This window comes from Gordonia sp. LUNF6 (assembly GCF_047041125.1).
Classification (GTDB): domain Bacteria; phylum Actinomycetota; class Actinomycetes; order Mycobacteriales; family Mycobacteriaceae; genus Gordonia; species Gordonia sihwensis.
The window spans coordinates 3,703,039-3,723,910 of record NZ_CP178181.1 but is presented as its reverse complement, the minus strand read 5'-3'; the positions used below and the strand labels follow the sequence as shown (position 1 = coordinate 3,723,910).

Genomic DNA, 20,872 nt, shown 5'->3' with positions numbered 1-20,872 from the left:
CCACCGTATCCCCGGACCGGCCGGCCTTCCCTACCCTGTGTTCGGCGTCTCGCCGGCACCGGGATCGCGACCGTCGTCGGACCGTCGATCCAGCTGTCCGGGGTCGATGACCGGATACTTCTGCGTCGTGTCTTCGGCGATCTCGTCGTCCAGACTGCGCCGGGACTTGAACGCACCCCGGTACCGCACCGCGATGACGACCCAACCGATCAGTGCGATCAGGATGTAGCTGATGATGCGGTAGATCAGGACGGCGGTGAGCGCATCCGCGGCGCCCATGCCCGCGGAGGCGAGGGCCGCCACCAGGACGCCGTCGACGACGCCGATGCCGGCGGGCAGCAGCGGAACCGCGGTGCCGACCGCCTTGCCCGCGGCATAGGCGACCATCAGACCCGAGATCGAGGGATGCGCGCCGATCGCATAGCAGGCGGCGGCGAGACAGAGAACGTCAGCGACCCAGTTGAACAGGCTCCAACTGAACGCCTCGACGGCGTTGCGCCGGTCGAGCTTCACCGCCTGCAGCTGGGTGATGATCTGGTGGAGTCGGTCTGTCCCGTAGTCGGCGGGCTTGTCGCGCAACTCGTTGAACCAGCCGAGCAGCCGGGCGGCGATGGTCTCGAGCACCTGGGGATGACTGGCCATGTACTGCACGACCGCCACGAACACGACGAACAGCGAGACGCTGAAGATCACCGAGAACGGACTGGTCTTGGCGCCGGCGAGCAGGGCTCCGCCGAGGCCGAGCAGCGCCAGTCCAGCGCCCGCCAGCAGCCCGGACATCACCAGCTGCCAGGAGGCGACCACCGGTGTCGCGCCCCAGCGCCGGCTCTCGCGGTAGATGAACGCCGGAGCGAGGACCTGTCCGCCGGGCAGGGTCTGGGACACCGAGTTCGAGGCCAGGATCACCGCCAGTGATTCGCGCTGCCGGACCCGGACGCCTGCCGAACGCATCAGGACGCGCTGCACCTGGCCGTAGCTGTCCATCGACAGCAGAGCAGCCACGATGGAGACGAAGACCCACTGCCACCGGAGCTCGCCGATGCGCGCCCAGGTCTGTGTGAGCTTGGGCCAGACGATCACGCCCTCGGTGACCAGAATGGCGACGACGAGGACGATCAGACCCCATCGGAGCCAACGGCGCCACGGTCGCGAGGACCCGCCCTCGGGCGTCGGGTCCGCGGCGACGTGGTCGGCGTCGTCGTTGGGCATGCGCTACAGCGTAACTGCCCGGTAGCGAGGGACCTATTCCCCGTCCTGCTGTGCCCGACGGCTCCGGCGCAGCAGATCCTGCACGCTGATCTGGGTTCCCTCCTCGCCGCGGTCGGCGCGGAGCTCGCGCGAAGGGGCCTGCGGCTCGGGTGCCGCGGGCTCACGGGCCGGGGCCTCCGGTGCCGGTGCGGTCGGGCGCGGGGGCGGTGTCGGTGCCGGGGGAGTGGCCCGGGCGCGGCGCGGCGCGGGAGCCTGCGGCTGGTCGGTCGCCGGGCGAGGAGCCACGGGCTGCGGGCCGCTCTGACCCGGTACCACCGGGCGCGGCGGAACCCGGCGCGGCGGTACCGGCGGTGCACCGATCGGGCGGCGCGCGGTCGCCGGGGCGGTGGGAGCGGGTCCCTGTGGCCGTGCAGCGGGCGTCGCACCGCCCGTCGTCGGTGCGATCGGCGTCCGCACCGGACGCGGCTGCGGTGCAGGCGGTGCGGTCTGCGGTCTTGCCGACGGGGCTGCCTGCGGTCGTGGGCGCTGATCCGGGCTCACCTGGCGGACGCCGCCGAGTCCGAGCTTCCACGAGCCGGTGTCGGGGCCGGAGCCGCGGCGGTCGGTGCGCGCGGCGGACGGCGCGACCACCTCGTCGTCGACGAGTTCGTCGAGCGTGCTGTCGGCGGTGGGCTGGGGTCCGCTGTCGGACTCACCCGGCGTCTCGTGCCGCGAGAGCGCGCGGCGGGGCCCCGTCGGCTCGGCCCGTCCGGCCACTGGACGTTCGGCCACTCCGGCCGGTACCCGCATCGCGGTGGTCGGTGCCTCCGCCGCGGCCACGACGCCGCCCGAGGTGCCCGCGGGCACCGCGTCGAAGTAGTCGGGGCGCTTCTGGCTCGGGTCGTCCTCGAGGATGGTCTCGCCGAGGCCGATCTTCTGCTGCAGTCGTTGCATCCAGCGCGGCGACCACCAGCAGTCGTCGCCGAGCAACTTCATGATCGACGGCACCAGCAGCATGCGGATCACCGTCGCGTCGAGGATCAGCGCTGCGATCATGCCGTAGGCGATGTACTTCATCATGACGATGTCCGACAGGCCGAACGCGCCGGTGACCACCACCAGGATGGCCGCGGCCGCGGTGATGATGCGGCCGGTGTGCGCGGTGCCCACCCGGATCGCCTCGGTGGTCGACGCACCCTGCTGCCGGGCCTCGACCATGCGGGAGAGCAGGAAGATCTCGTAGTCGGTCGACAGGCCGTAGATGATCGCGATGATCAGAACCAGCACCGGCGCGAAGAGCGGCCCGGGAGTGAAGTTCGCGATCGACGAGCCGTGACCGTCGATGAAGATCCACGTCAGGATCCCGAGCGTGGAGCCCAGACCCAGCGCGGTCATCAGTGCCGCCTTGATCGGCAGGATGACCGAACCGAACGCCAGGAACATCAGCAGGCCGGTGACCAGGACCAGCAGGATGGCCATCCACGGGAGCAGCTTGATCAGCGCGTCGATGGAGTCCTGGGTCAGGGTCGGGGTGCCGGCGACGTAGACGGTCATGCCCTGGTCGTCGATCTCGCGGAGCTTCTTGATCGCCTCGGGTGCGGTGTTGCGGTCCACCAGACCGGCCGACATCTGCGTCACGCCGAGCCCGGTCTCGTCGTCGCCGTACACGCCTTCGAGGGCTCCGCCGTCGGCCGTGGGCGAGAACTGCTTGGTGAACCCGGGAATCTGGTTGGCCTCGTCGGCGATCCGCTGAATCTTGCCCGCCGCGTCGTCGGTGTTCTGGTCGTAGGTGACGATCAGCTTGAGGTCTTCGGTGCGCTCGGTCGGGAAGTACTTGTCGAAGTCCTCCTGCGCGACGCGGTTCGCGTTGTCGGGCGGGAGATAGGCCTCGGTCATGCCGCCGAATTGGATGTTGCCGAACGGGATGATCAGCGCCAGCAGCAGCAGGACCGTGGGTGCCGCGGTCTTGACCGGGTGCTGCATCACCCATCCGGACAGGCGGCCCCAGAATCCGGCCTCGATCTCTTCGCGCGTCTTGGTCCGACGCAGGAAGGGCAGACTCAGCGCGTCGATCCGGCGGCCCAGGATCGCCAGGATCGCCGGGAGGACGGTGATCGACAGGATGGCGGCCAGACCGACCGACGCGATCGCCCCGTACGCCACGGATTTCAGGAAGGCCTGCGGGAACATCAGGAGACAGGCCAGCGCAGCGACGATGATGGTCGCCGAGAACACCACGGTCTGGCCCGCGGTCATCACGGTTCTTCGGACCGCGGCTTTGACCGTGTATCCCTCGGCCAGTTCCTCTCTGAATCTGCTGACGATGAACAGGCCGTAGTCGATCGCGATGCCCAGACCGATCAGCGTGACCACCGACTGGGCGAAGATGTTCAACTCGGTGAGCTGCGCCAGCACCTTCATGATGCCGAGGGAGCCGGCGATCGTCAGACCACCGATGAAGACCGGCAGCACGGCCGCCACCACGCCGCCGAAGACGAACAGGAGCATGATCGCCACCACCGGTAGCGCGATCACCTCGGCACGCGAGATGTCGTCTTCCATACCCTTGCTCATCGCGGCCGCGATCGGTTGCAGACCGGCCAGCTGAAACTTGGTTCCCGGTAGGTCGTACCGGTCGGCGAGCCCGTCGAAGAACGGCTCGATGGTCTTGTAGTTGTTCAGGATCGTGGTGTCGTCGTCACCCGCGACGCCGATGGACACGAAACCGTGTTTTCGGTCGGCCGTCCACATCCGGGACTGCTTGATCTCGGCAGCGGTCTGACCGGCGCCCGCGTCGGCCTTCTCGAACGGATCGATGATGCCCGCGTGCCCGTCGCCGGACTCCCGGCTGACGATGTCCGGATGCTCCTTGACCAGGTCGTCGACGATGTTCTCGATCTTGGCGCTGAACGCCGGATCGTCGACCTTGGTCCCCGCAGGCGGCGTGATCAGCAGGATCACGTCGGACTTGTGGTCTCGCCCGAGGGCGGTGTCGGCGATGACGGATCCCTGGGCCGACTCCGAGCCCGGGTCGAACCATCCGCTCTGGGACAGGTACTGCGGCAGGTTGATGCCGTAGAGCCCCAGACCGCCCATCAATGCGACGAGGACGGCGATGACGGTATAGCGCATTCGGTAGACGAATGAGCCGATGGATCCGAACACGCCGGTGTCCTTCCTACTTGCGGGTACCGAAAGTGCGATTCTCGCAGCCTAAACTGAGAAAACCTGCGCACGGCTTCAGGTCTCTGAAGACCTGTCTACTTGAGCAACGCCGTGAGGGGACGGAACGGGGTGAGCCAGGCACCCTCGTCCGGCAGCGAGTCGAGACTGATCCGCGGCAGCGGTTCGCGGAACACGCCGGGGATCTCCTCGAGATCGATGAACTCGATCTCTTGGCAGGTCAACGCCCAGCTCGCATGCTCCCGGAAACCGATGACGGTGACCGGCACGCCTTCGGCCGCGATCTCCAGCAGCGGTTCCCGGAAGGCCTGGCCGTCGGCTGAGGCGACGATCACACCGGCGAGGCCGGGTGTATGACGTCGCACCTGGATGTGGTCGAGCATGTCGGCGTCGACGTCGCTGTCCTCGGTCAGCTTCGGCTTGGCGAACACCGCGTAACCGACGTTCCGCAGCGCCTCCACCCACGGGCGCACCACGTCGGCGCTGCCGGGCACGATGTTGGTGAAGACGGTGGCTTCGGGCTCGACCTCGGCGTGCAGACTCGCCGCCAGAGCGGCGTTCCGCTTGAGAATCCAGCGGCCCAGGGCGTCGAACCGCGGCCGGTGCGCGGCGGTCGGGCGGCCGCCGAGGATTCCTCCGAGACCCATGTCCATATTCGGGGCGTCCCACACCAGCAGCAGTCGGCGAGCACTGCTCGCGCCGGAGATCGTCTCCGCGAACTCGGGGCTCATGCGTCGTCCTCCCTGGTCTCCGTGCGCGTGGGTTTGGGATGCGGCTTCACGTAGACGAACTCGTTGACCTCTCGGCCCTCCTCCTGGGCGCGGCCCTCGAACTTGGTGGTCGGGCGGTCGAGCAGAATCGGCGAGTCGAAGGTCAGCGGCACCACATGCGGCCGGTCCGGACGCTGCGTCGCCAGCAGTTCGGCGATCCACAGCGCGTAATCGGCGTGATCGGTCGCGATGTGCAGGACGCCGCCGGGCTTGAGTCGATCGGCGATCAGTTCGATGGTGCCCGACTGCAGGAAACGCCGCTTGTGATGGCGCGACTTGGGCCACGGGTCGGGGAAGAACACGCGGACGCCGGTGAGGGTGTCGGGACCGATGAGCTCGGAGAGGACGACGGTCGCATCGCCGCGGACCATGCGGACGTTGGTCAGTCCGGCTCGGTCGACGAGGCCGACCAACTGCGCGAGCCCGGGCTGATACACCTCCACGGCCACGACGTCGGCGTCCGGCTCGGCCTCGGCCATCGCCGCGGTGGAGATGCCCGTGCCGCTGCCGACCTCGACGATGAGGGGAGCCTGCCGTCCGAACCACTCCGCCGCCTCGAGCGGTGGCTCGTCCGCGCGGTCGGGTCCGGTGCGCAGGTCGCGACCCAGCCGGGGCCACAGAGTCTCCCAATTGCGCTGCTGTCCGGGGGTCAGAGTCCCGCGCCGGAACCGGAAGCTGGTGACTCTCGGGTAGAGGCGGGAGCGGTCGGTGTCGGGCGCCGATCCATCGGCGGCGTCGGTGTTCACCGTTCCATGGTGTCCTATTTACGGTGCTCGCTCACAACGGACACCCCGATCAGCCGCCTCGGGCCGCCCGATTCCGGCGACCGCCGCACAATGTCGGACCTGCGGGGTAGGTTCAGTGCACGCAGACACCTTGGGGGAGGTGGACGGGGTGGAACCCATTCTCAGCGGCCTCGCATTCGACGGGCCGGACTTCGCACGCACACCATTGGTGGTCGACGTCTCCGGGGCGCCCGGCGCGGGCAGTTCGACGATGGTCGCCGCGCTCGCCGCGCGCTTCGGCGTGGTCGCCAGACCGGTCGGTCAGGACCGGGGAGACGGTCCGGATCACGACCGGCGCCTCGACGACCCCGCGGATCTGCTGATCCGGGTCATCGGCGCACAGGCGCGCGCCTGTGATCGCGCCGCGATCCGGGCAGCGGAGGTGCCGGTGGTCGTCGTCGCCACGAAGGCCGACACCCGGCCCGACGCCGACCGGCTCGCCGCGAACGCGAGCGAGGATCTCGCCTGTCCGGTGCATCCGGTGTCCGCACTGCCGGCCGCGGCGCGGATCACTTCAGCTGACGTGGACGTTCTGCGGTCGTGGGCGGCCGCCGGGGTCCGCGTTCCCGAGTCCGCGGCGGCGTTCGCCGCAGCCGCGCCCGACCAGGGCTCCGCAGCGCGGCTCCTCGCATTGCTCGGTCGCGCCGGCCTCGTGGAGTCGCTGGCCGCCGTATCGACCGACCCCGACCTGGACGCGCAGGCGCTGGCGGTGCGGCTGCGGCAGGCGAGCGGTCTGGACGCGCTGGTCGCGCCGATCGCCGCCGCATCCGCGGAGATCGCGCGCGGCCGCCGGGTGCGCAGACTCTCGGGACTGCGCCTGCATGCGGCCCGCGGCTTCGACCGCGTCGCGGTCGAACGGCGTCTGGCGGGGGAGCGGGTCCGATGACTCTGCTGATCGCCGGAACCGCCGGAGCCGATCCGGCGGGACTCGCCGCCGCACTGGCGGCCGCCGGGCTGTGGGAGGAGGAGATCCTCGTCGCGGGCAGCCCCGCCGACGCCGCGTCGCAGGCCGCGCGGGCGCGGACGGCCGTGCTGGCGATCGACTCGTCGATGCCGGCGTGCGAAGAAGAAGACCTGCTGCTGGCCGAACTCGCCGCGGCGGGCCTGCCGACGGCACTCGTGGCATGTCGCGTCGACGCCTTCCCGGCATGGCCGAAAGCGCTGGCCGAGACGCGGCGCCGCCTGGATCCGCAGCGCGGACTTCCGGTGTTCGCGACCTCCGCGGCGCTCGCGAGCGCGTCCGGTTCCGCGTCGGGTGTCCCGGAACTGGCACGCTGGTGCCGCGATCGGGCCGACGGTGAAGCCGTTCCCCGGGCTCCCGCGCGGGCCGAGAACGGACAGGCCGAGAGCGGACAGAGGGCGCAGCCGCCCTCGGAGTCGGTCGCGCTGATCCGTGCCGATCGGCTCGCCGGACTGCGAGCGGGCATCGTCGCCTCCAGGGCGGAGGCGATCGAATCGTTGCGGGCCGCGACGTCCGATGTGCATCGCTGCGTGCCGGACGCCAGCGCCGCTCCCGGTTTCACCGACTGGCTGCCGTCGTTGCTCGACGCGCTCGAACACCGGGTGATGGACCACTTCGCGCAGCGGCTCGATCAGGTACGGGCAGCGGCCGTCGGCGGACTGGCCGGCGGCTCGTCTCCGCCGTCTCCGCCCGAGCCGTTCGGGAACGGCACGCGGGTGGTGCCTCGACCGCAGGGCGGTCGCCGCACCGAGGACGTCATGGTGCTGCTCCTCGGCGCATCGATGGGTTTCGGAATCGGCCGGATGGTGATCGCGCCGACCCTGCAGTGGGCCGGACTGGGCATCGCCGGGACCGTGCTCACCCTCCTGGGCGGCGTCGCGCTCGCCGCATGGGTGGTGTCCGTCCGCCGCGCATCCGCCGATCGCGCGCGGCTGGAACGGTGGGCCGCTGAGGTGATCGCGTCGAGGCGGCTCGGCATGGAACACCGCATCGGCACCAGGGCCGGCGCGGCCGAAGCTCAGTTCACGAGAGAGGTATGGAACCGGACGCGACCCGCTCGCGTCTGATGGAACCGATGGACGAATTGACCGGAGGACTCGCCGGAGACAGTGAGGATGGTCTCATCTCCCCGGAGGGAGGGGTGCACCACCCGTCCGGCTTCGGTGTGATGTCCGACGCTGAGAACTCGCCGGGTGTCGATGTTCACGACCACCTGTGGTGGTACTCGGACGGTGCCCTGTGGGACCTCGGGCCCGCGGAGTTCGATGCGAACGGAGACGGTGTCCGTGACTCGCTGACCTGCGAGGTCGATGGTTCCCCGGCGATCGTCGCCGATACCGACGGGGACGGGCGAGTGGACCGGGTGTCCGTTCTGCGAACAGATTGCCGAGTCGACGCGGGGGCGTTGGGCGAGCATGACGCCGAGTGGAGTCCGACGACGCTGGGCCGACTCGAATAGCCGCTGGTCGCGATGCCCGGGGGTTCGGTCCACGGCGTATGGGGCGTATCCTGGGGCCAGTATGCGTTCGCACAGCCACTGCGCGCAGGCACCCGTGAGTTTTCGATGAGGAGATCCGCATGACCGCTGCGACAATTCCGGGCGTCGAGCCCGGGAGCGCCCCTACCAAGCACGCCGGGCTCATCGCCTGGGTGGCCGAGGTTGCCGAATTGACGCAGCCCGACCGAGTTGTCTGGTCGGATGGCAGCGACGAGGAGTGGGATCGCCTCACTGCGCAACTCGTCGAGTCCGGCACCATCACCAAGCTGAACGACGAGCGCAAGCCCAACTCGTACCTGGCGCTCTCGGACCCCGCGGACGTCGCCCGCGTCGAATCTCGCACCTTCATCTGCAGCAAGACCGAAGAAGCCGCAGGCCCCACCAACAACTGGGTGGAGCCCTCCGAGATGCGTGCGACCATGACGGAGCTGTACCGCGGCTGCATGCGCGGACGCACCATGTACGTCATCCCGTTCTGCATGGGTCCCCTCGGATCGGACGATCCCAAGCTCGGCATCGAGATCACCGACTCCGAATACGTCGTGCTGTCGATGCGCGTGATGACCCGCGTCGGCCCCAAGGTGCTCGAGGCGCTCGGTGAGGACGGCTTCTTCGTCCAGGGCCTGCACTCGGTGGGCGCCCCGCTGGAGCCGGGACAGACCGACGTGCCGTGGCCCTGCAACACCGAGAAGTACATCGTCCACTTCCCCGAGGACCGGGTGATCTGGTCCTACGGCTCGGGCTACGGCGGCAACGCGCTGCTGGGCAAGAAGTGCTACGCGCTGCGCATCGCCTCGGCGATGGCGCACGACGAGGGCTGGCTGGCCGAGCACATGCTGATCCTGAAGCTGATCAGCCCCGAGGACAAGGTCTACTACGTCGCCGCGGCGTTCCCGTCGGCGTGCGGCAAGACCAACCTCGCGATGATCCACCCCACTCTCGACGGATGGCGTGCGGAGACCGTGGGCGACGACATCGCCTGGATGCGCTTCGGCGAGGACGGCCGGCTGTACGCGGTGAATCCGGAGTTCGGCTTCTTCGGCGTCGCACCGGGCACCAGCTACGATTCGAACCCGACGGCGATGAAGACCGTCGAGGCAGGCAACACGATCTACACCAACGTCGCGCGCACCGACGACGGCGACGTGTGGTGGGAGGGCATCGGCGGCGAGACCCCGGCGCACCTGATCGACTGGAAGGGCAACGACTGGACCCCCGAGTCCGGGACCAACGCCGCCCACCCGAACTCGCGCTACTGCACCCCGATGTCGCAGTGCCCGACGCTGGCTCCCGAGTGGGACGATCCGCAGGGCGTGCCGATCTCGGCGATCCTCTTCGGCGGTCGCCGGAAGACCACCGTGCCGCTGGTCACCCAGGCCCGCGACTGGGAGCACGCGGTCTTCATGGGCGCGACCGTCGGTTCCGAGCAGACCGCCGCGGCCGAGGGCAAGGTGGGCACCGTCCGCCGCGATCCGATGGCGATGCTGCCGTTCCTCGGCTACCACGTCGGTGACTACTTCAAGCACTGGCTGAACATCGGCCGCAAGGAGGGCGCGCAGCTCCCCGCGGTGTTCTACGTCAACTGGTTCCGCCGCGGCGAGGACGGCCGCTTCCTGTGGCCGGGCTTCGGCGAGAACAGCCGCGTCCTGAAGTGGATGGTCGATCGCATCGAGGGCAACGTCGAGGGCGTCGAGACCCCGATCGGCATCGTCGCGGCGCCGGGCGAGCTCGATCTCACCGGACTGGACGTCTCCGAGGCCGATCTCGCCGAGGCACTCGCGGTGAACGCCGACGAATGGCGCGACGAACTGCCGACCATCGAGGAGTGGTTCGAGTTCGTCGAGGACGGCAAGGACAAGCTCCCCGCCGAGCTCGCCGACCAGCTCAAGCACCTGCGCGATCGCCTGGGCTGACGCTCAGAGTCCGCTGACGAGAGGCCCGACCGGTTCGCCCGGTCGGGCCTCTCGTCGCAGCGGTCGGCCCCGGGAAACGCGGCCGGGACCGCCGTTCACTCCGGCGGGACGAACACCCAGGGTGTGCGAACCAGCGTGGACGGGTCGAATCGCTCCGCCAGAACGCTCAACGTGACCGGTTCACCGGCGGCGGCCAGTCCCAGCGACTCCGCCATCATCGACAGCGCCGATGCCGCGTCCACCCCGTGGCCGGCGAGATCGGTCAGGGTGACGGCGCCGTCGCGCTTCGCGAGGCGGGCACCGGAGCGGTTGAGGACCATCGGCACGTGGGCGTATTCGGGCGGGCGGTGACCGAGCAGAGTCGCGAGGAAGGCCTGCCGGGGTGCGGAGCTGAGCAGATCGTCGCCGCGGACCACCTGGTCGACACCCGTGGCCGCGTCGTCGACCACCACCGCCAGGTTGTACGCCGGGGTTCCGTCGTTCCGGACCAGGACGAAGTCGTCGACGTCGCCGGTGAACTCGCCGTACAGCAGGTCATGGACGGTGAACGACGAGACCTCGGCGCGCAGGCGGATCGCGGCGGGCCGCTCCGACCGTCGTTGCGCGCGCTGCGCCTCGCTGAGGTCGCGGCACGTTCCGGGGTAAGCGCCCTGCGGCGCGTGCGGTGCGCTCGGCGCTTCGAGGATCTCCCGGCGAGTGCAGTAGCACTCGAACGTGCGTCCGGCGGCCACCAATTCGTCGACCACGGCGCGGTACTCCTCGAGCCGCTGTGACTGGTAGACGACAGGCTCGTCCCAGCTGAGGCCGAGCGCCGCGAGATCCCGCAGCTGCCGGACGTCCGATCCCGGTCGGACGCGGTCGAGGTCTTCCATCCGGATCGCGAAACCGCGGCCCGTGGCATGGGCGAACAACCATGCCAGGACCGCGGTGCGCAGGTTTCCGATGTGCAGATCGCCCGACGGCGACGGTGCGAAGCGGCCCGCGGGGCTCGGCGGCAGCATGTCTACACGGTAGTGTCGACCGCCGCCGTCGTCTCCGCCCGGTACCCCGGCCTCGTGCTCTCCGGCCGGACCAGGAAGAGCGCCGCGACCACGCCGACTATCAGGATCGATGCGGGCAGCAGCATCGACTGCGCCATGGCGGTGGAGAACGGCGCCACCAGGAAGTCCGGCAGTTGCCCGACGCCCACCGAGCCGCTGTCGCCCGCGCCGGGCACGTTGGCCTCCAGCCGGGACTGCATGCCGGCGGCGATGGCGGCCGACCCGATCACCGACCCGATCTGTCGAGTGGTGTTGTAGATGCCGGCTCCGGCGCCGGCCTGCCGCGGCGGGAGATTGCGGGTGGCGGTGGTCGCCAGCGGTCCCCACATGCCGGCGTTGGCGATGCCCATCAGCGCGGCGGGCAGCAGGAACATCGGAATGGCGGTGTCCGCGTTCATCATCGACGCATACCAGAACAGCGAGACGCTGTAGAGGCCGAGGCCGGGTACCAGCAGGAATCGGGGATCGGTCCGGTCGAGGAGCTTGCCGGCGAGCGGGGCGAGCACCCCGGCGAGGACGGCCATCGGAATCAGCAGCAGCGCCGACTTCGTGGGGCTCAGTCCGCGTGCCACCTGGACGTAGAACATCATCGGGAGCGTCATACTCGTGACCGCGAAGCCGACGACGGCGATGCCGAGGTTGGAGATGGAGAAGTTCCGGTCGCGGAACAGTGCCAGCGGAACCAGCGGTTCGCTCGCGGTGCGGGATTGCTGCCAGAGGAACAGCGCCATGATCGCCACACCGCCGATCACCATCGTCCACACCCAGGCGGCCCAGTCGTACTTCTCGCCCTCCTGGAGACCGAAGACGATGAGGAAGAGGCCGATCGTGCTGATCGTCACGCCGACGACGTCGAACCGGTGCTGGTGGGTCTCGAGGCGGGGAACCAAGCGCCACGCCGCGGCGAAGCCGATGACGCCCACCGGGACGTTGATGATGAAGATCCACTCCCAACCGGCGTGATCGACCAGCAGACCGCCGGCCAGCGGGCCGACCAGCATCGCCACACCCGCCACCGAACCCCACAGACCCATCGCCGCGCCGCGCTGATGCGCCGGGAACGTTCTGGTGATCACAGCCATGGTCTGCGGGGTGATCATCGCGGCGCCGAGACCCTGGACGGCGCGGAACGCGACGAGCATGGCCAGGGAATTCGACAGACCGCAGCCCAGTGACGACAGGGTGAAGACGGTGATGCCGATGAGGTAGAGATTGCGGGGACCGAAGCGGTCGCCCATCCGCCCGGTGATCAGCAGCGGCACGGCGTAGGCGAGCAGGTAGGCGCTGGTGACCCAGACGACGTTGTCGAGATTGTCGGTGTCGGGGTCGAGCGCCTCTTTGATGGCCGGATTCGCGACCGACACGATGGTCGTGTCGACGAGGACCATGAAGAAGCCGATCACCAGTGCCCACAGTGCGGGCCACGGGCTCCGCTGCGAGTCGGCGGTGCCGGACGAGACTGTCATTTCGAGTCCTTCGAGTCGGTGCGGAGCATGGGTGTCGGTGATGTCGCGGAGTCGACGCCCCACGCGTAGTCGGGATCGGCGAGGCGTTGGAGCAGGCGGTCGGTCCAGCGGAGATCGGTCTCGATCAGATCGGCCTGACGATCCACTTCGATGAGGAACTGCGATTGCACACCGCGGCCGGTGGCATCGCTCAGGCCTCGGCGGTGGACCTCGAGATCGGCGGCGAGCCCCTCGCGCCGCAGCGTCAGGAGAGTGATCACCTCGTCGCGGTCGAGGTTGTGGGCCTCGGCGAGAGCGACCCGGAATTGCGCCGTGCGGTCGCTCCGGGGCAACTCTCGGCGAACCCACTCGGTGACCGCGTCGCGCCCGGCGTCGGTGAGTCGGTACGTGGTCCGCTCGGGGCGGTTGCCCTCGCGGTCCACTCCGACTTCGACCAGGAGTTCTTGCTGATTCAGTCGGTCCACGGTGTGGTACAGCGTGCCGTTCGTGATCGACACCATGCGGTCGTCGCGCCGTTGCCTGAGCAGGCGGACCATCTCGTACGGGTGCATGGCGCCCTCGCGCAGCAGCGCGAGGACCATCACACCGAGCGGCGTGAGCCGCGGTTGTTCAGCCGACATCGAATGCTCCAGATCAATTAGTCCATGTGGACTATATGACGCTGGGTGGTCTCGGTCAATCGGATGGTGTGGGCGGTGGAGGCTGTCTCGACGGTTCGACTAGCCGGGCGGGCGGCGCAGGGGACTCGTACGGGTGACGGCTCCGCTCTCGAGGCGGCCGGTGAAGTACTGCCTCCCCTCGGGGCCGACCACGGTCACCTCGTACCAGCTGCCGTGCACGCGCGTTGCGGTGACGTCACGCCCGTCGACCGACAGGCGCCCGCGGTCGTGGTCGGGCATCACCTGCGCCGACGATCCTCCCGGGCGGAGGGACAGATCGCGCAGGAAGCGGTCGGGACCGGTGACGACGACCCGTCGCGCGCGCTGAGGAAGAGGGACCCGGCGGCGTCCGAGCACCGTGTGATGAGCGGCGTCGCCGTCTGCGAAGACGCCGAAGACGGCGGCGCGACGGCCCGTGTTCACCAGTTCCAGGACACCGTCGACCACGTTCGCGGACAGCCGGTACGGCGTGGGCAGCGCCGTGGCGGTTCCAGTCTCCTGCGTCGGAGCGGCGCCGCCCGGCCGAGCCGTCCAGCGGCGACGGAAAGGTGGCGGCGGTGCGGGCTGTGCCGGAACGCGCAGTCCGTCGGTGCGGCCGAAATCGAAGGTCGACACCAGATCTCCGCACACCGCGCGGCGCCAGGCGGAGATGTTGGGGCAGCGCACGCCGGTGACCGCCTCCATCAGCCGGATCACCGACGTGTGGTCGAAGACCTCGGAGCAGACCCGGCCGCCCACGGTCCACGGGGACACGATGGTCATCGGCACCCGGAATCCGAGCCCCATCGGCTTTCCCTCCCACCACTCGTCGGCCTCCCCGACCGGCGGCAGCGGCGGAACCACGTGATCGAAGTAGCCGTCGAACTCGTCGTAGTTGAGCAGCACCGCCGTCTTGCGCCACACCTCCGGGTTCGACGCCAGCGCGTCGAGCAGTCGGTAGGTGATGCCCGCCGACTGGACCGGCGATGAACTGCGGGGGTGTTCGGAGTCGGCCTCGGAGGTGACGATCCACGACACCGCCGGGAGTCGCCCGCTCTCGACGTCCCGGCGGAAGCGCGGGACCAGAGTGCCCGGTTCGCTGCGATACAGCGCGCGGTCGTAGAGCTCTGCGGCCTGTTCGCCGAGGCCGCGGGCGGCCCGATGCACCGCCCGTGCCCGGGAGCGTTGATCCGCCGACGGGACCACGTTGCCGTGCGCGTCCTTGGCCCCGGTCTCGATCAGCAGAGTGTAGAAACCGGTGAGATCCACTCCGAGCTGTCCGGCGCACGCCACCGCGTCGCGTCCTATGCCTCGGAAGTGCGCGAAGAAGTCGAGGTTGTTGTCGGTGAAGTTGTCCCATTCCTGGTACACGCGCCAGTCGACGCCCTCGCGGTGCAGCGACTCGGCGTACGTCTCCCAGGTGAGACCGGGATGGACGGGTGCGTACATCTCGTTGCCCACCGACCTCGCGCCCCACGGTTCGAATCCGCTGGTGCCGGAGAACAGGTAGTTGCGGTTGGTGCCGGTCCCGGTCGGCGACGATGCGAAGTAGCCGTCGCACACGGTGAACGTCTCGGCGAGCGCGTGGTGGAACGGGATGTCGCGGCGGTCGTAGCAGGCCATCGTGGCCTTGCCCTTCGCCGCGACCCAGCCGTCGCACCGCCCGCCGGCCAGGGCCTGCTGTCCGTCGGCCCACTCGTGAGGCAGAGATGCGAGGTACTCCACCGACAGGGAGCCGCGATTGGCGGCCTCGCGGGCGAGGAACGGGTGGACGCCGCTCTGCAGGAAGACCCCCGGCTTCGCCGAATTGTCGGCGAAGCCGCGGACCCCGCGCATCGTCCCGAAATAATGGTCGAAGGAACGGTTCTCCTGCATCAGGACGACGATGTGCTCGACATCCTCGAGCGATCCCGCAGGCCGGTCCTGTGCCGCTGCCGACACCAACGAAGGAGGAAGAAGCGTTGCGGCGCTTGCGATTCCGGCCGCGCTCGCGGTCAGGCCCAGGAAGTGCCTGCGGGAGTACTCGGAGATCCGTTCGGGAGGAGTCGCCATGAGTGCGCAAGTGTATCGCCCGGCGTCTCCTCCCGGCTCCCGTTACGGGAGCTCGGCACTACCGTGCCTGCGACAGCCGTTCGGCGACGATCAGCCGGGCGGCGTCGCCGCAGGTGATCTTCTTCGATGCCGCGGTGTCCAGGACGTGGCCTGCACGGTCGCGCAGCGCCTCCACCTTCTCCTGGGCGCGGTCGCGGGTCCAGTTCTGCTGCTCGCCGAAGGCCTGGATCACGCCGCCCGCGTTGGCGATGTAGTCGGGAACCCAGGTGACGCCGCGTGCGCCGAGAACCTGCTCAACCGACGGGCTGGTCAGCTGGTTGTTCGCCGCGCCGCAGATGATCGCCGCGGCGGTCTCGCCTGCGAGCGTCTCGGTGACGGTGCCGCCCATCGCGCACGGCGCGTACACGTCGAGCTTGGCCGAACGGACGTCGTCGACGATGCGCGCCTGCGGGAAGCGGGCGGCGAAGGCCTCGCGGGCGGGAGCGTACGGATCGGCCGCCAACACGGTCGCTCCGGCACCTGTCAGCAGTTCGGCCAGCTGGACGCCGACCTTGCCGACGCCCTCCACGCCGACCGTTCGGCCGGTGAGATCAGCCGAACCCCACACGCGTTCGGCGGCCGCCAGCAGTGAGTAGAAGACTCCGAGAGCCGTCATCGGCGCGGTGTCGCCCCAACCGCCGCCCGCGACGGTCTTCGACGCCACATACGAGGTGCCCTCGCCGATCAGGTCCATGTCGTCGGAGGTGGTGCCGACATCGCCGGCGGTGATGTAGCGCCCGCCGAGGGTGTCGACGAACCGGCCGTAGGCGCGGAGCAGATCCGGCGTCTTGTGCACCGCGGGGTCGCCGATGATGACCGCCTTCCCGCCACCCAGGTCGAGTCCGGCCGCGGCCGATTTGAAGGTCATTCCGCGCGAGAGCCGCAGCACGTCGCCGACCGCATCGGCTTCCGCGGCGTAGGGATACATGCGCGTTCCGCCGAGCGCCGGCCCGAGGGCGGTGTTGTGCACCGCGATGATCGCGCGCAGTCCGGTCTCGGCGTCGCGGCAGAACACCACTTGCTCGTGCGGGGGATCGATCGACATGTCCGGGTGCGAGAAGACGCTGGTCTGGGCGAGGACGCGAGTGGCTTCCGACGATGAGTGCGCAGTGGTCATGGTGGTTCCTCCGGGGCGGTTGAGACGGTCGGTTTTCAGCGGATGGGGGTGGTGTCGACGCCGAGTTCGGCGAGACGCGCGCGGTAGCGGTCGATGTTGCGGAGCTTGACGTCCTCGTAGCCGACCACCAGTTCGGGGGCGCGGGCCACGTCGACGGCGGCCGCGTACCGCTGCTCGTCGAACTGAGCGGCGGTGAGGCCGGCGACCAAGTCGGTCACCAGATCGCGGTAGTGCGCGAGCAGGCGGCGCTCGATCTTGCGCACCTCGGCGTAGCCGAACGGGTCGAGCTTGGTGCCGCGCAGGAACTTGCCCTTGGCGAGCACGCGGAGCGCGACGTGCGAGCGCGGACCGAGACCGATCTTCTTCTCGCGGCCCATGGCGCGCAGCACCGGCGGATGCAGCTTGTAGGTGAGGCCGGTGGCACCGGGGATCTCGGCGGCGACCGAGTCGATGAACGCCTGGTCGGTGAGCATGCGCGCCACCTCGTACTCGTCCTTGTAGGCGGTCAGGCGATGCAGGTTCTCGGCGACGGCGGCCGACAGCTCGGTGCTGTCGGTGACCGCCCGCTCACGCTGCCACACCAGCTCCACATCCCGGACGTACCGAGCGGCGGCCCGCTCTCCGGAATGCGCCATCAGCTGCGCCGCGCGCCGCTGAACCAGTTCGAGGACGGTCCCGGTGAGCGTGGTGCGGGTGAACAGATGCGTGGGCACCACGGTGTCGCTGCGCGAGACCACCTCGGCGGCCGCGGTGGCCGCGGCGAACGCCTCCGGATCGGCGACGGCCACCCGGCCCCAGCGGAAGGCCGTCTGATTGGCCTTCACCGCGACGCCGTTGACCGCGATCGCCTCTTCGATCGAGGCGGCCGGGATCGGCAGGGCACCCGCCTGGTAGGCGGCGCCCACCAGCAGGAAGTTCGCCGCCGCGGTGTGGCCGAAGATCGCCTCGGCCGCGCTCAGCGCGTCGAACGAGACCACTCGTCGCGCGTGGTCGGAGACGCGGCGCAGCAGCGTGTCGTCCTCGGGGTAGGCGACGTTGCGGTCGTAGACCATCTCACCGGTCGCGACCGCGCTGGTGGAGGCCACCGTCAGGGTGCGCTCGGCGTCGCCGACGCCCACGTGCTTCGCGTCGGCGGCGGTGAGCAGATCGAACGCCAGGACGCAGTCGGCCGAGGCCGGGCTGATCCGGTTCGATCCCGCGCCGGCAGTCGTCCGGGCCGTTCCGTTGGACGCGGTGTCGTCACTGAGCCGCAGGTGCGAGGTGACCGGACCGGCCTTCTGACTCAGGCCGGTCTGGTCCAGGCCCTCCACGTGGAGCCCGGCGCGCAGGGCGGCGGTGCCGAGCACCTGGTTGACGGTCACGATGCCGGTGCCGCCGATACCCGCGAGGAAGATGTTGTGCGTGCCGCGCAGGGTGTCGACCTCGGGGTCGGCGACCGCCGGCGGCACCGGCGCCGGCTTGCTCGGCGCCTTCGCCCCCGCGCCGTCCTCGGGCAGTTCGACGGTGACGAACGACGGGCAGTCGCCGTCGAGGCAGCTGTAGTCGGTGTTGCAGCTGGTCTGGTCGATCCGGGTCTTGCGGCCGAACTCGGTGTCCACCGGCTGCACCGACAGGCAGTTCGACTTCACGCCGCAGTCGCCGCAGCCCTCGCAGACCGCCTCGTTGATGATGACGCGGGTGCGACGGGTCGGCAGGGTGCCGCGCTTGCGCTTGCGGCGCGCCTCTGCCGCGCACTGCTGGTCGTAGATCAGGACGGTGACGCCCTTGACCTCGCGCAGCAGTCGCTGGGCCTCGTCGAGCCGGTCGCGGTCCCACAGGAGCGTGCCCGCGGCGAGCGAGCCCTTCGGGTGGCGAGACGGATCCTCCGCGCACACGATGATCTTGGCGACGCCCTCGGCGCGCAGCTTGTGCGTCAGCTGTCCGACGGTGAGACCGCCCTCGGCGTCCTGCGCGCCGGTCATCGCGACGGCCGCGTTGAACAGGATCTTGTAGGTGATGTTGACCCCGGCGGCCACACATGCCTGGACCGCGAGCTGGCCGGAGTGGAAGTACGTGCCGTCGCCGACGTTCTGGAAGATGTGCTCGACGTCGGTGTACGGCGCTTGGCCGATCCACTGTGCGCCTTCGCCACCCATCTGGGTGAGGCCGGTGACCTGGGAGTCGGTACGCGAACTCATGGTGACGAGGGTGTGGCAGCCGATGCCGCCGCCCGCGAGGGAGCCGTCGGGCACCGCGGTGGAGCGGTTGTGCGGGCAGCCCGAGCAGAAGTAGGCCGTGCGCTTGGTGTCGAGGAGAGTCAGCTTCGGCGGTGCCGGCTTCGGCACGGTGATCGTGACGCGCCCGTCGAGCACCCGGCGCAGCGGCGCGAGCAGACGGGCGGCGGTGAGCTCGCCGTCGGCGGGCACCAGCGGCCGGCGGTCGGCGTCGCGCTTGCCGAGGATCCGGGGCGCGTCGGCTCGGCCGTAGAGGATGTCGATCACCTGGGACTCGACGAACGAGGTCTTGTCCTCGATCACGAGAACGCTCTCGACGCCGTCGGCCAGACGACGCACCTTCTCCGAGCCGAGCGGGTAGGGCATGCCCACGCGCAGGATGCGGATGCCGGCGTGGAGGAGGTCGTCCTCGGTGAGTCCGAGTTCGCCGAGTGCCTCGCGGACGGAGTCGTACGCGGTGCCGACGGCGACGATGCCGAGCCAGGCGTGCGGCGGATCGACCTCGATGCGGTCGATGTCGTTCGCGGTGGTCATCTTCTCGACCATCGCCCAGCGCGGGCCGTACAGGTCGGCCTCGGCCAGGACGCTGTCGGGCGGCGCCGCCATGACGCGCTGGCGGTACGTCCACGGGCGGCCCTCCCACTCCAGGTCGGGAACCTCGATGTGCAGGTCCGCGAAGTCGCGGTTCAGGGTCCACAGGCCGTCGCACACATCGGCGACGAGCTTCATCGCAGGCCAGCAGCCGGAGGCACGCGAGAGTTCGATGCCGAACATGCCGAACGAGATGATCTCCTCGGCGTTGCGCGGGAACAGGACCGGCATCGAGAGCGCGGCCAGGGAACGTTCACTGGCGGCCGGCACGGTGGACGATTTGGCGGCCGGGTCGTCGCCGACCATCGCCAGGGCGCCGCCCTTCGGGTGCGCGCCGTACATCGCGGCGTGGCGGAAGGCGTCACTCGCGCGGTCGAGACCGGGGCCCTTGCCGAACCAGACGCCGACCACGCCGTCGTGGGTCCGCTTGCCCTTCGGCAGCTCCTGCTGGCTGCCCCAGACGGCGGTCGCGCCGAGTTCTTCGTTCAGGCCGGGGACGAACCGGATTCCGTGCCCGGCGAGATCGGGTACCTCGCCGAAGACCTTGTCGACCGCGGCCAGCGGGCTGCCCTGATAGCCGGAGACGAAGGCGGCCACGTCGCGGCCGGCGCGGCGCTCGCGTTCGTGGTTCTCGATCAGCATGCGTGCCACGGCCTGGACGCCCGTCAGCAGGACCGGTCCCGAATTGGGGCGGTACTTGTCTGCCAGATCGAACGTCGGTGCCTGCGGTTCGGCGACGGAGGTCATATGGGCCACCAATCTGTCGGTCCGCATCTGTGAGGCGGATCACCGGATGATGCTTAAATGGTGGCCATCGGGTGGCAAGGTGGTCAACTGATCGATCTACAACTGGTAGATTTGTTCAGTTGGTGACGTGGATCTCAGTGAGAGGTGACGAATATGCTCAGCATCGACGAGCTCGACGTGGAGTTGTTGAAACTGCTCGAGCGGGATGCCCGCCAGGGCGTGGCGAGTCTGTCGACGACTCTCGGGATCTCGAGGAACACGGTGCAGTCGAGGATCCGGCGGCTCGAAGAAGGCGGCTTGATCGCCGGCTACCGTCCACAGATCGACCTGGCGCAGGCGGGTCTGGTGGTGCAGGCCTTCCTCGCGCTGGAGACCGAGCAGGGCAGCCTCACCAGAATCGCGCGCGAGGTCACCGAGATACCGCAGGTGATCGAGGTGCACACGGTGACCGGGCGGGAGGATCTGCTCGTGCGAGTCGCGACAGCCACTCAGCCCGAGCTGCTGGAGCTGATCGAGACCATCGTGGGGTACCCCGGCGTGATCCACTCCACCACCTGGCTCACCTTGACCGAGCCGCTGCCGCGCCGTGCGGTGCCGGCGCTGGCGGAGTTGGCGAAGGGGACGGGTTGGGGTCGATCGACTCCGCCGCGCGCAGGTGGGGGAGGATGAGA

15 protein-coding genes are annotated in these 20,872 nt (G+C 69.5%); 5 read left to right on the top strand and 10 right to left on the bottom strand.

Translation table 11 applies throughout. From position 1 onward, the window contains the following. Nucleotides 1-30 precede the first annotated feature (30 nt). The 4 genes from ACK8HH_RS17490 to trmB all read right to left on the bottom strand — a co-directional run bounded on the left by ACK8HH_RS17490 (nucleotide 31) and on the right by trmB (nucleotide 5,887). The gene (locus tag ACK8HH_RS17490) at nucleotides 31-1,209 is read right to left on the bottom strand and encodes a lysylphosphatidylglycerol synthase transmembrane domain-containing protein (RefSeq protein WP_006896817.1); all 1,179 of its coding nucleotides are present in this window, start codon (nucleotides 1,207-1,209) and stop codon (nucleotides 31-33) included. Between the two features lie 33 nt (nucleotides 1,210-1,242). Further along, a complete protein-coding gene (locus ACK8HH_RS17485) occupies nucleotides 1,243-4,353 on the bottom strand; it encodes an MMPL family transporter (RefSeq protein WP_412475414.1) in 3,111 nt (1,036 codons plus the stop codon). Nucleotides 4,354-4,448: 95 nt separating this feature from the next. Beyond that, nucleotides 4,449-5,102 (bottom strand): NYN domain-containing protein, encoded by a 654-nt coding sequence (locus ACK8HH_RS17480; protein WP_045540559.1) that lies wholly within the window; start codon nucleotides 5,100-5,102, stop codon nucleotides 4,449-4,451. Continuing rightward, nucleotides 5,099-5,887 (bottom strand): tRNA (guanosine(46)-N7)-methyltransferase TrmB, encoded by a 789-nt coding sequence (gene trmB / locus ACK8HH_RS17475; RefSeq protein ID WP_062367287.1) that lies wholly within the window; start codon nucleotides 5,885-5,887, stop codon nucleotides 5,099-5,101. The genes ACK8HH_RS17480 and trmB overlap by 4 nt, the downstream gene beginning before the upstream one ends. Before the next feature lie 148 nt (nucleotides 5,888-6,035). Between trmB and ACK8HH_RS17470 the strand changes: the two genes are divergently transcribed. From ACK8HH_RS17470 to ACK8HH_RS17455, 4 genes are all read left to right on the top strand, one after another. Further along, entirely contained in the window at nucleotides 6,036-6,812 is a 777-nt protein-coding gene (locus tag ACK8HH_RS17470; RefSeq protein WP_412475413.1) for a hypothetical protein, read from the top strand. After that, nucleotides 6,809-7,954, top strand: coding sequence for a hypothetical protein (locus ACK8HH_RS17465; RefSeq protein ID WP_412475412.1), 1,146 nt, complete (start codon nucleotides 6,809-6,811; stop codon nucleotides 7,952-7,954). The genes ACK8HH_RS17470 and ACK8HH_RS17465 overlap by 4 nt, the downstream gene beginning before the upstream one ends. Nucleotides 7,955-7,962: 8 nt before the next feature. After that, complete coding sequence (locus ACK8HH_RS17460; RefSeq protein WP_233500140.1) at nucleotides 7,963-8,346, top strand: DUF6802 family protein; 384 nt, start codon at nucleotides 7,963-7,965, stop codon at nucleotides 8,344-8,346. Nucleotides 8,347-8,465: 119 nt separating this feature from the next. Next, a complete protein-coding gene (locus tag ACK8HH_RS17455) occupies nucleotides 8,466-10,298 on the top strand; it encodes a phosphoenolpyruvate carboxykinase (GTP) (protein WP_006897427.1) in 1,833 nt (610 codons plus the stop codon). A 95-nt stretch (nucleotides 10,299-10,393) separates the two neighbouring features. Here the strand turns inward: ACK8HH_RS17455 and gluQRS are convergent, their stop codons facing one another. From gluQRS to ACK8HH_RS17425, 6 genes are all read right to left on the bottom strand, one after another. After that, nucleotides 10,394-11,299, bottom strand: a complete 906-nt coding sequence (gene gluQRS, locus ACK8HH_RS17450) for a tRNA glutamyl-Q(34) synthetase GluQRS (protein ID WP_006897426.1) — start codon at nucleotides 11,297-11,299, stop codon at nucleotides 10,394-10,396. Between the two features lie 2 nt (nucleotides 11,300-11,301). After that, nucleotides 11,302-12,804, bottom strand: a complete 1,503-nt coding sequence (locus ACK8HH_RS17445; protein ID WP_375003389.1) for a DHA2 family efflux MFS transporter permease subunit — start codon at nucleotides 12,802-12,804, stop codon at nucleotides 11,302-11,304. Continuing rightward, nucleotides 12,801-13,424 carry a PadR family transcriptional regulator gene (locus tag ACK8HH_RS17440; protein WP_045539605.1) on the bottom strand — a complete coding sequence of 208 codons (624 nt, stop codon included), beginning with the start codon at nucleotides 13,422-13,424 and terminating at the stop codon, nucleotides 12,801-12,803. The genes ACK8HH_RS17445 and ACK8HH_RS17440 overlap by 4 nt, the downstream gene beginning before the upstream one ends. A gap of 99 nt (nucleotides 13,425-13,523) precedes the next feature. After that, nucleotides 13,524-15,494 (bottom strand): alkaline phosphatase family protein, encoded by a 1,971-nt coding sequence (locus ACK8HH_RS17435; RefSeq protein ID WP_412475411.1) that lies wholly within the window; start codon nucleotides 15,492-15,494, stop codon nucleotides 13,524-13,526. A 58-nt stretch (nucleotides 15,495-15,552) separates the two neighbouring features. Further along, on the bottom strand, nucleotides 15,553-16,650 hold the full coding sequence (locus tag ACK8HH_RS17430) for a Glu/Leu/Phe/Val family dehydrogenase (protein ID WP_045539608.1): 1,098 nt from the start codon (nucleotides 16,648-16,650) through the stop codon (nucleotides 15,553-15,555). Nucleotides 16,651-16,685: 35 nt separating this feature from the next. Beyond that, nucleotides 16,686-20,201 (bottom strand): indolepyruvate ferredoxin oxidoreductase family protein, encoded by a 3,516-nt coding sequence (locus ACK8HH_RS17425; RefSeq protein ID WP_412475410.1) that lies wholly within the window; start codon nucleotides 20,199-20,201, stop codon nucleotides 16,686-16,688. A 153-nt stretch (nucleotides 20,202-20,354) separates the two neighbouring features. On the opposite strand from ACK8HH_RS17425, the gene ACK8HH_RS17420 reads away from it, so the two are divergent. Then, complete coding sequence (locus tag ACK8HH_RS17420) at nucleotides 20,355-20,870, top strand: Lrp/AsnC family transcriptional regulator (RefSeq protein WP_006897420.1); 516 nt, start codon at nucleotides 20,355-20,357, stop codon at nucleotides 20,868-20,870. Nucleotides 20,871-20,872: the final 2 nt, after the last annotated feature.

Coding starts and splice junctions, on each gene's coding strand:
- ACK8HH_RS17425 (WP_412475410.1), bottom strand. CDS start 20,201: ATGACCTCCGTCGCCGAACCGCAGGCACCGACGTTCGATCTGGCAGAC.
- ACK8HH_RS17440 (WP_045539605.1), bottom strand. CDS start 13,424: ATGTCGGCTGAACAACCGCGGCTCACGCCGCTCGGTGTGATGGTCCTC.
- ACK8HH_RS17430 (WP_045539608.1), bottom strand. CDS start 16,650: ATGACCACTGCGCACTCATCGTCGGAAGCCACTCGCGTCCTCGCCCAG.
- ACK8HH_RS17420 (WP_006897420.1), top strand. CDS start 20,355: ATGCTCAGCATCGACGAGCTCGACGTGGAGTTGTTGAAACTGCTCGAG.
- ACK8HH_RS17460 (WP_233500140.1), top strand. CDS start 7,963: ATGGACGAATTGACCGGAGGACTCGCCGGAGACAGTGAGGATGGTCTC.
- ACK8HH_RS17435 (WP_412475411.1), bottom strand. CDS start 15,494: ATGGCGACTCCTCCCGAACGGATCTCCGAGTACTCCCGCAGGCACTTC.
- ACK8HH_RS17490 (WP_006896817.1), bottom strand. CDS start 1,209: ATGCCCAACGACGACGCCGACCACGTCGCCGCGGACCCGACGCCCGAG.
- ACK8HH_RS17455 (WP_006897427.1), top strand. CDS start 8,466: ATGACCGCTGCGACAATTCCGGGCGTCGAGCCCGGGAGCGCCCCTACC.
- ACK8HH_RS17480 (WP_045540559.1), bottom strand. CDS start 5,102: ATGAGCCCCGAGTTCGCGGAGACGATCTCCGGCGCGAGCAGTGCTCGC.
- ACK8HH_RS17465 (WP_412475412.1), top strand. CDS start 6,809: ATGACTCTGCTGATCGCCGGAACCGCCGGAGCCGATCCGGCGGGACTC.
- ACK8HH_RS17445 (WP_375003389.1), bottom strand. CDS start 12,804: ATGACAGTCTCGTCCGGCACCGCCGACTCGCAGCGGAGCCCGTGGCCC.
- gluQRS (WP_006897426.1), bottom strand. CDS start 11,299: ATGCTGCCGCCGAGCCCCGCGGGCCGCTTCGCACCGTCGCCGTCGGGC.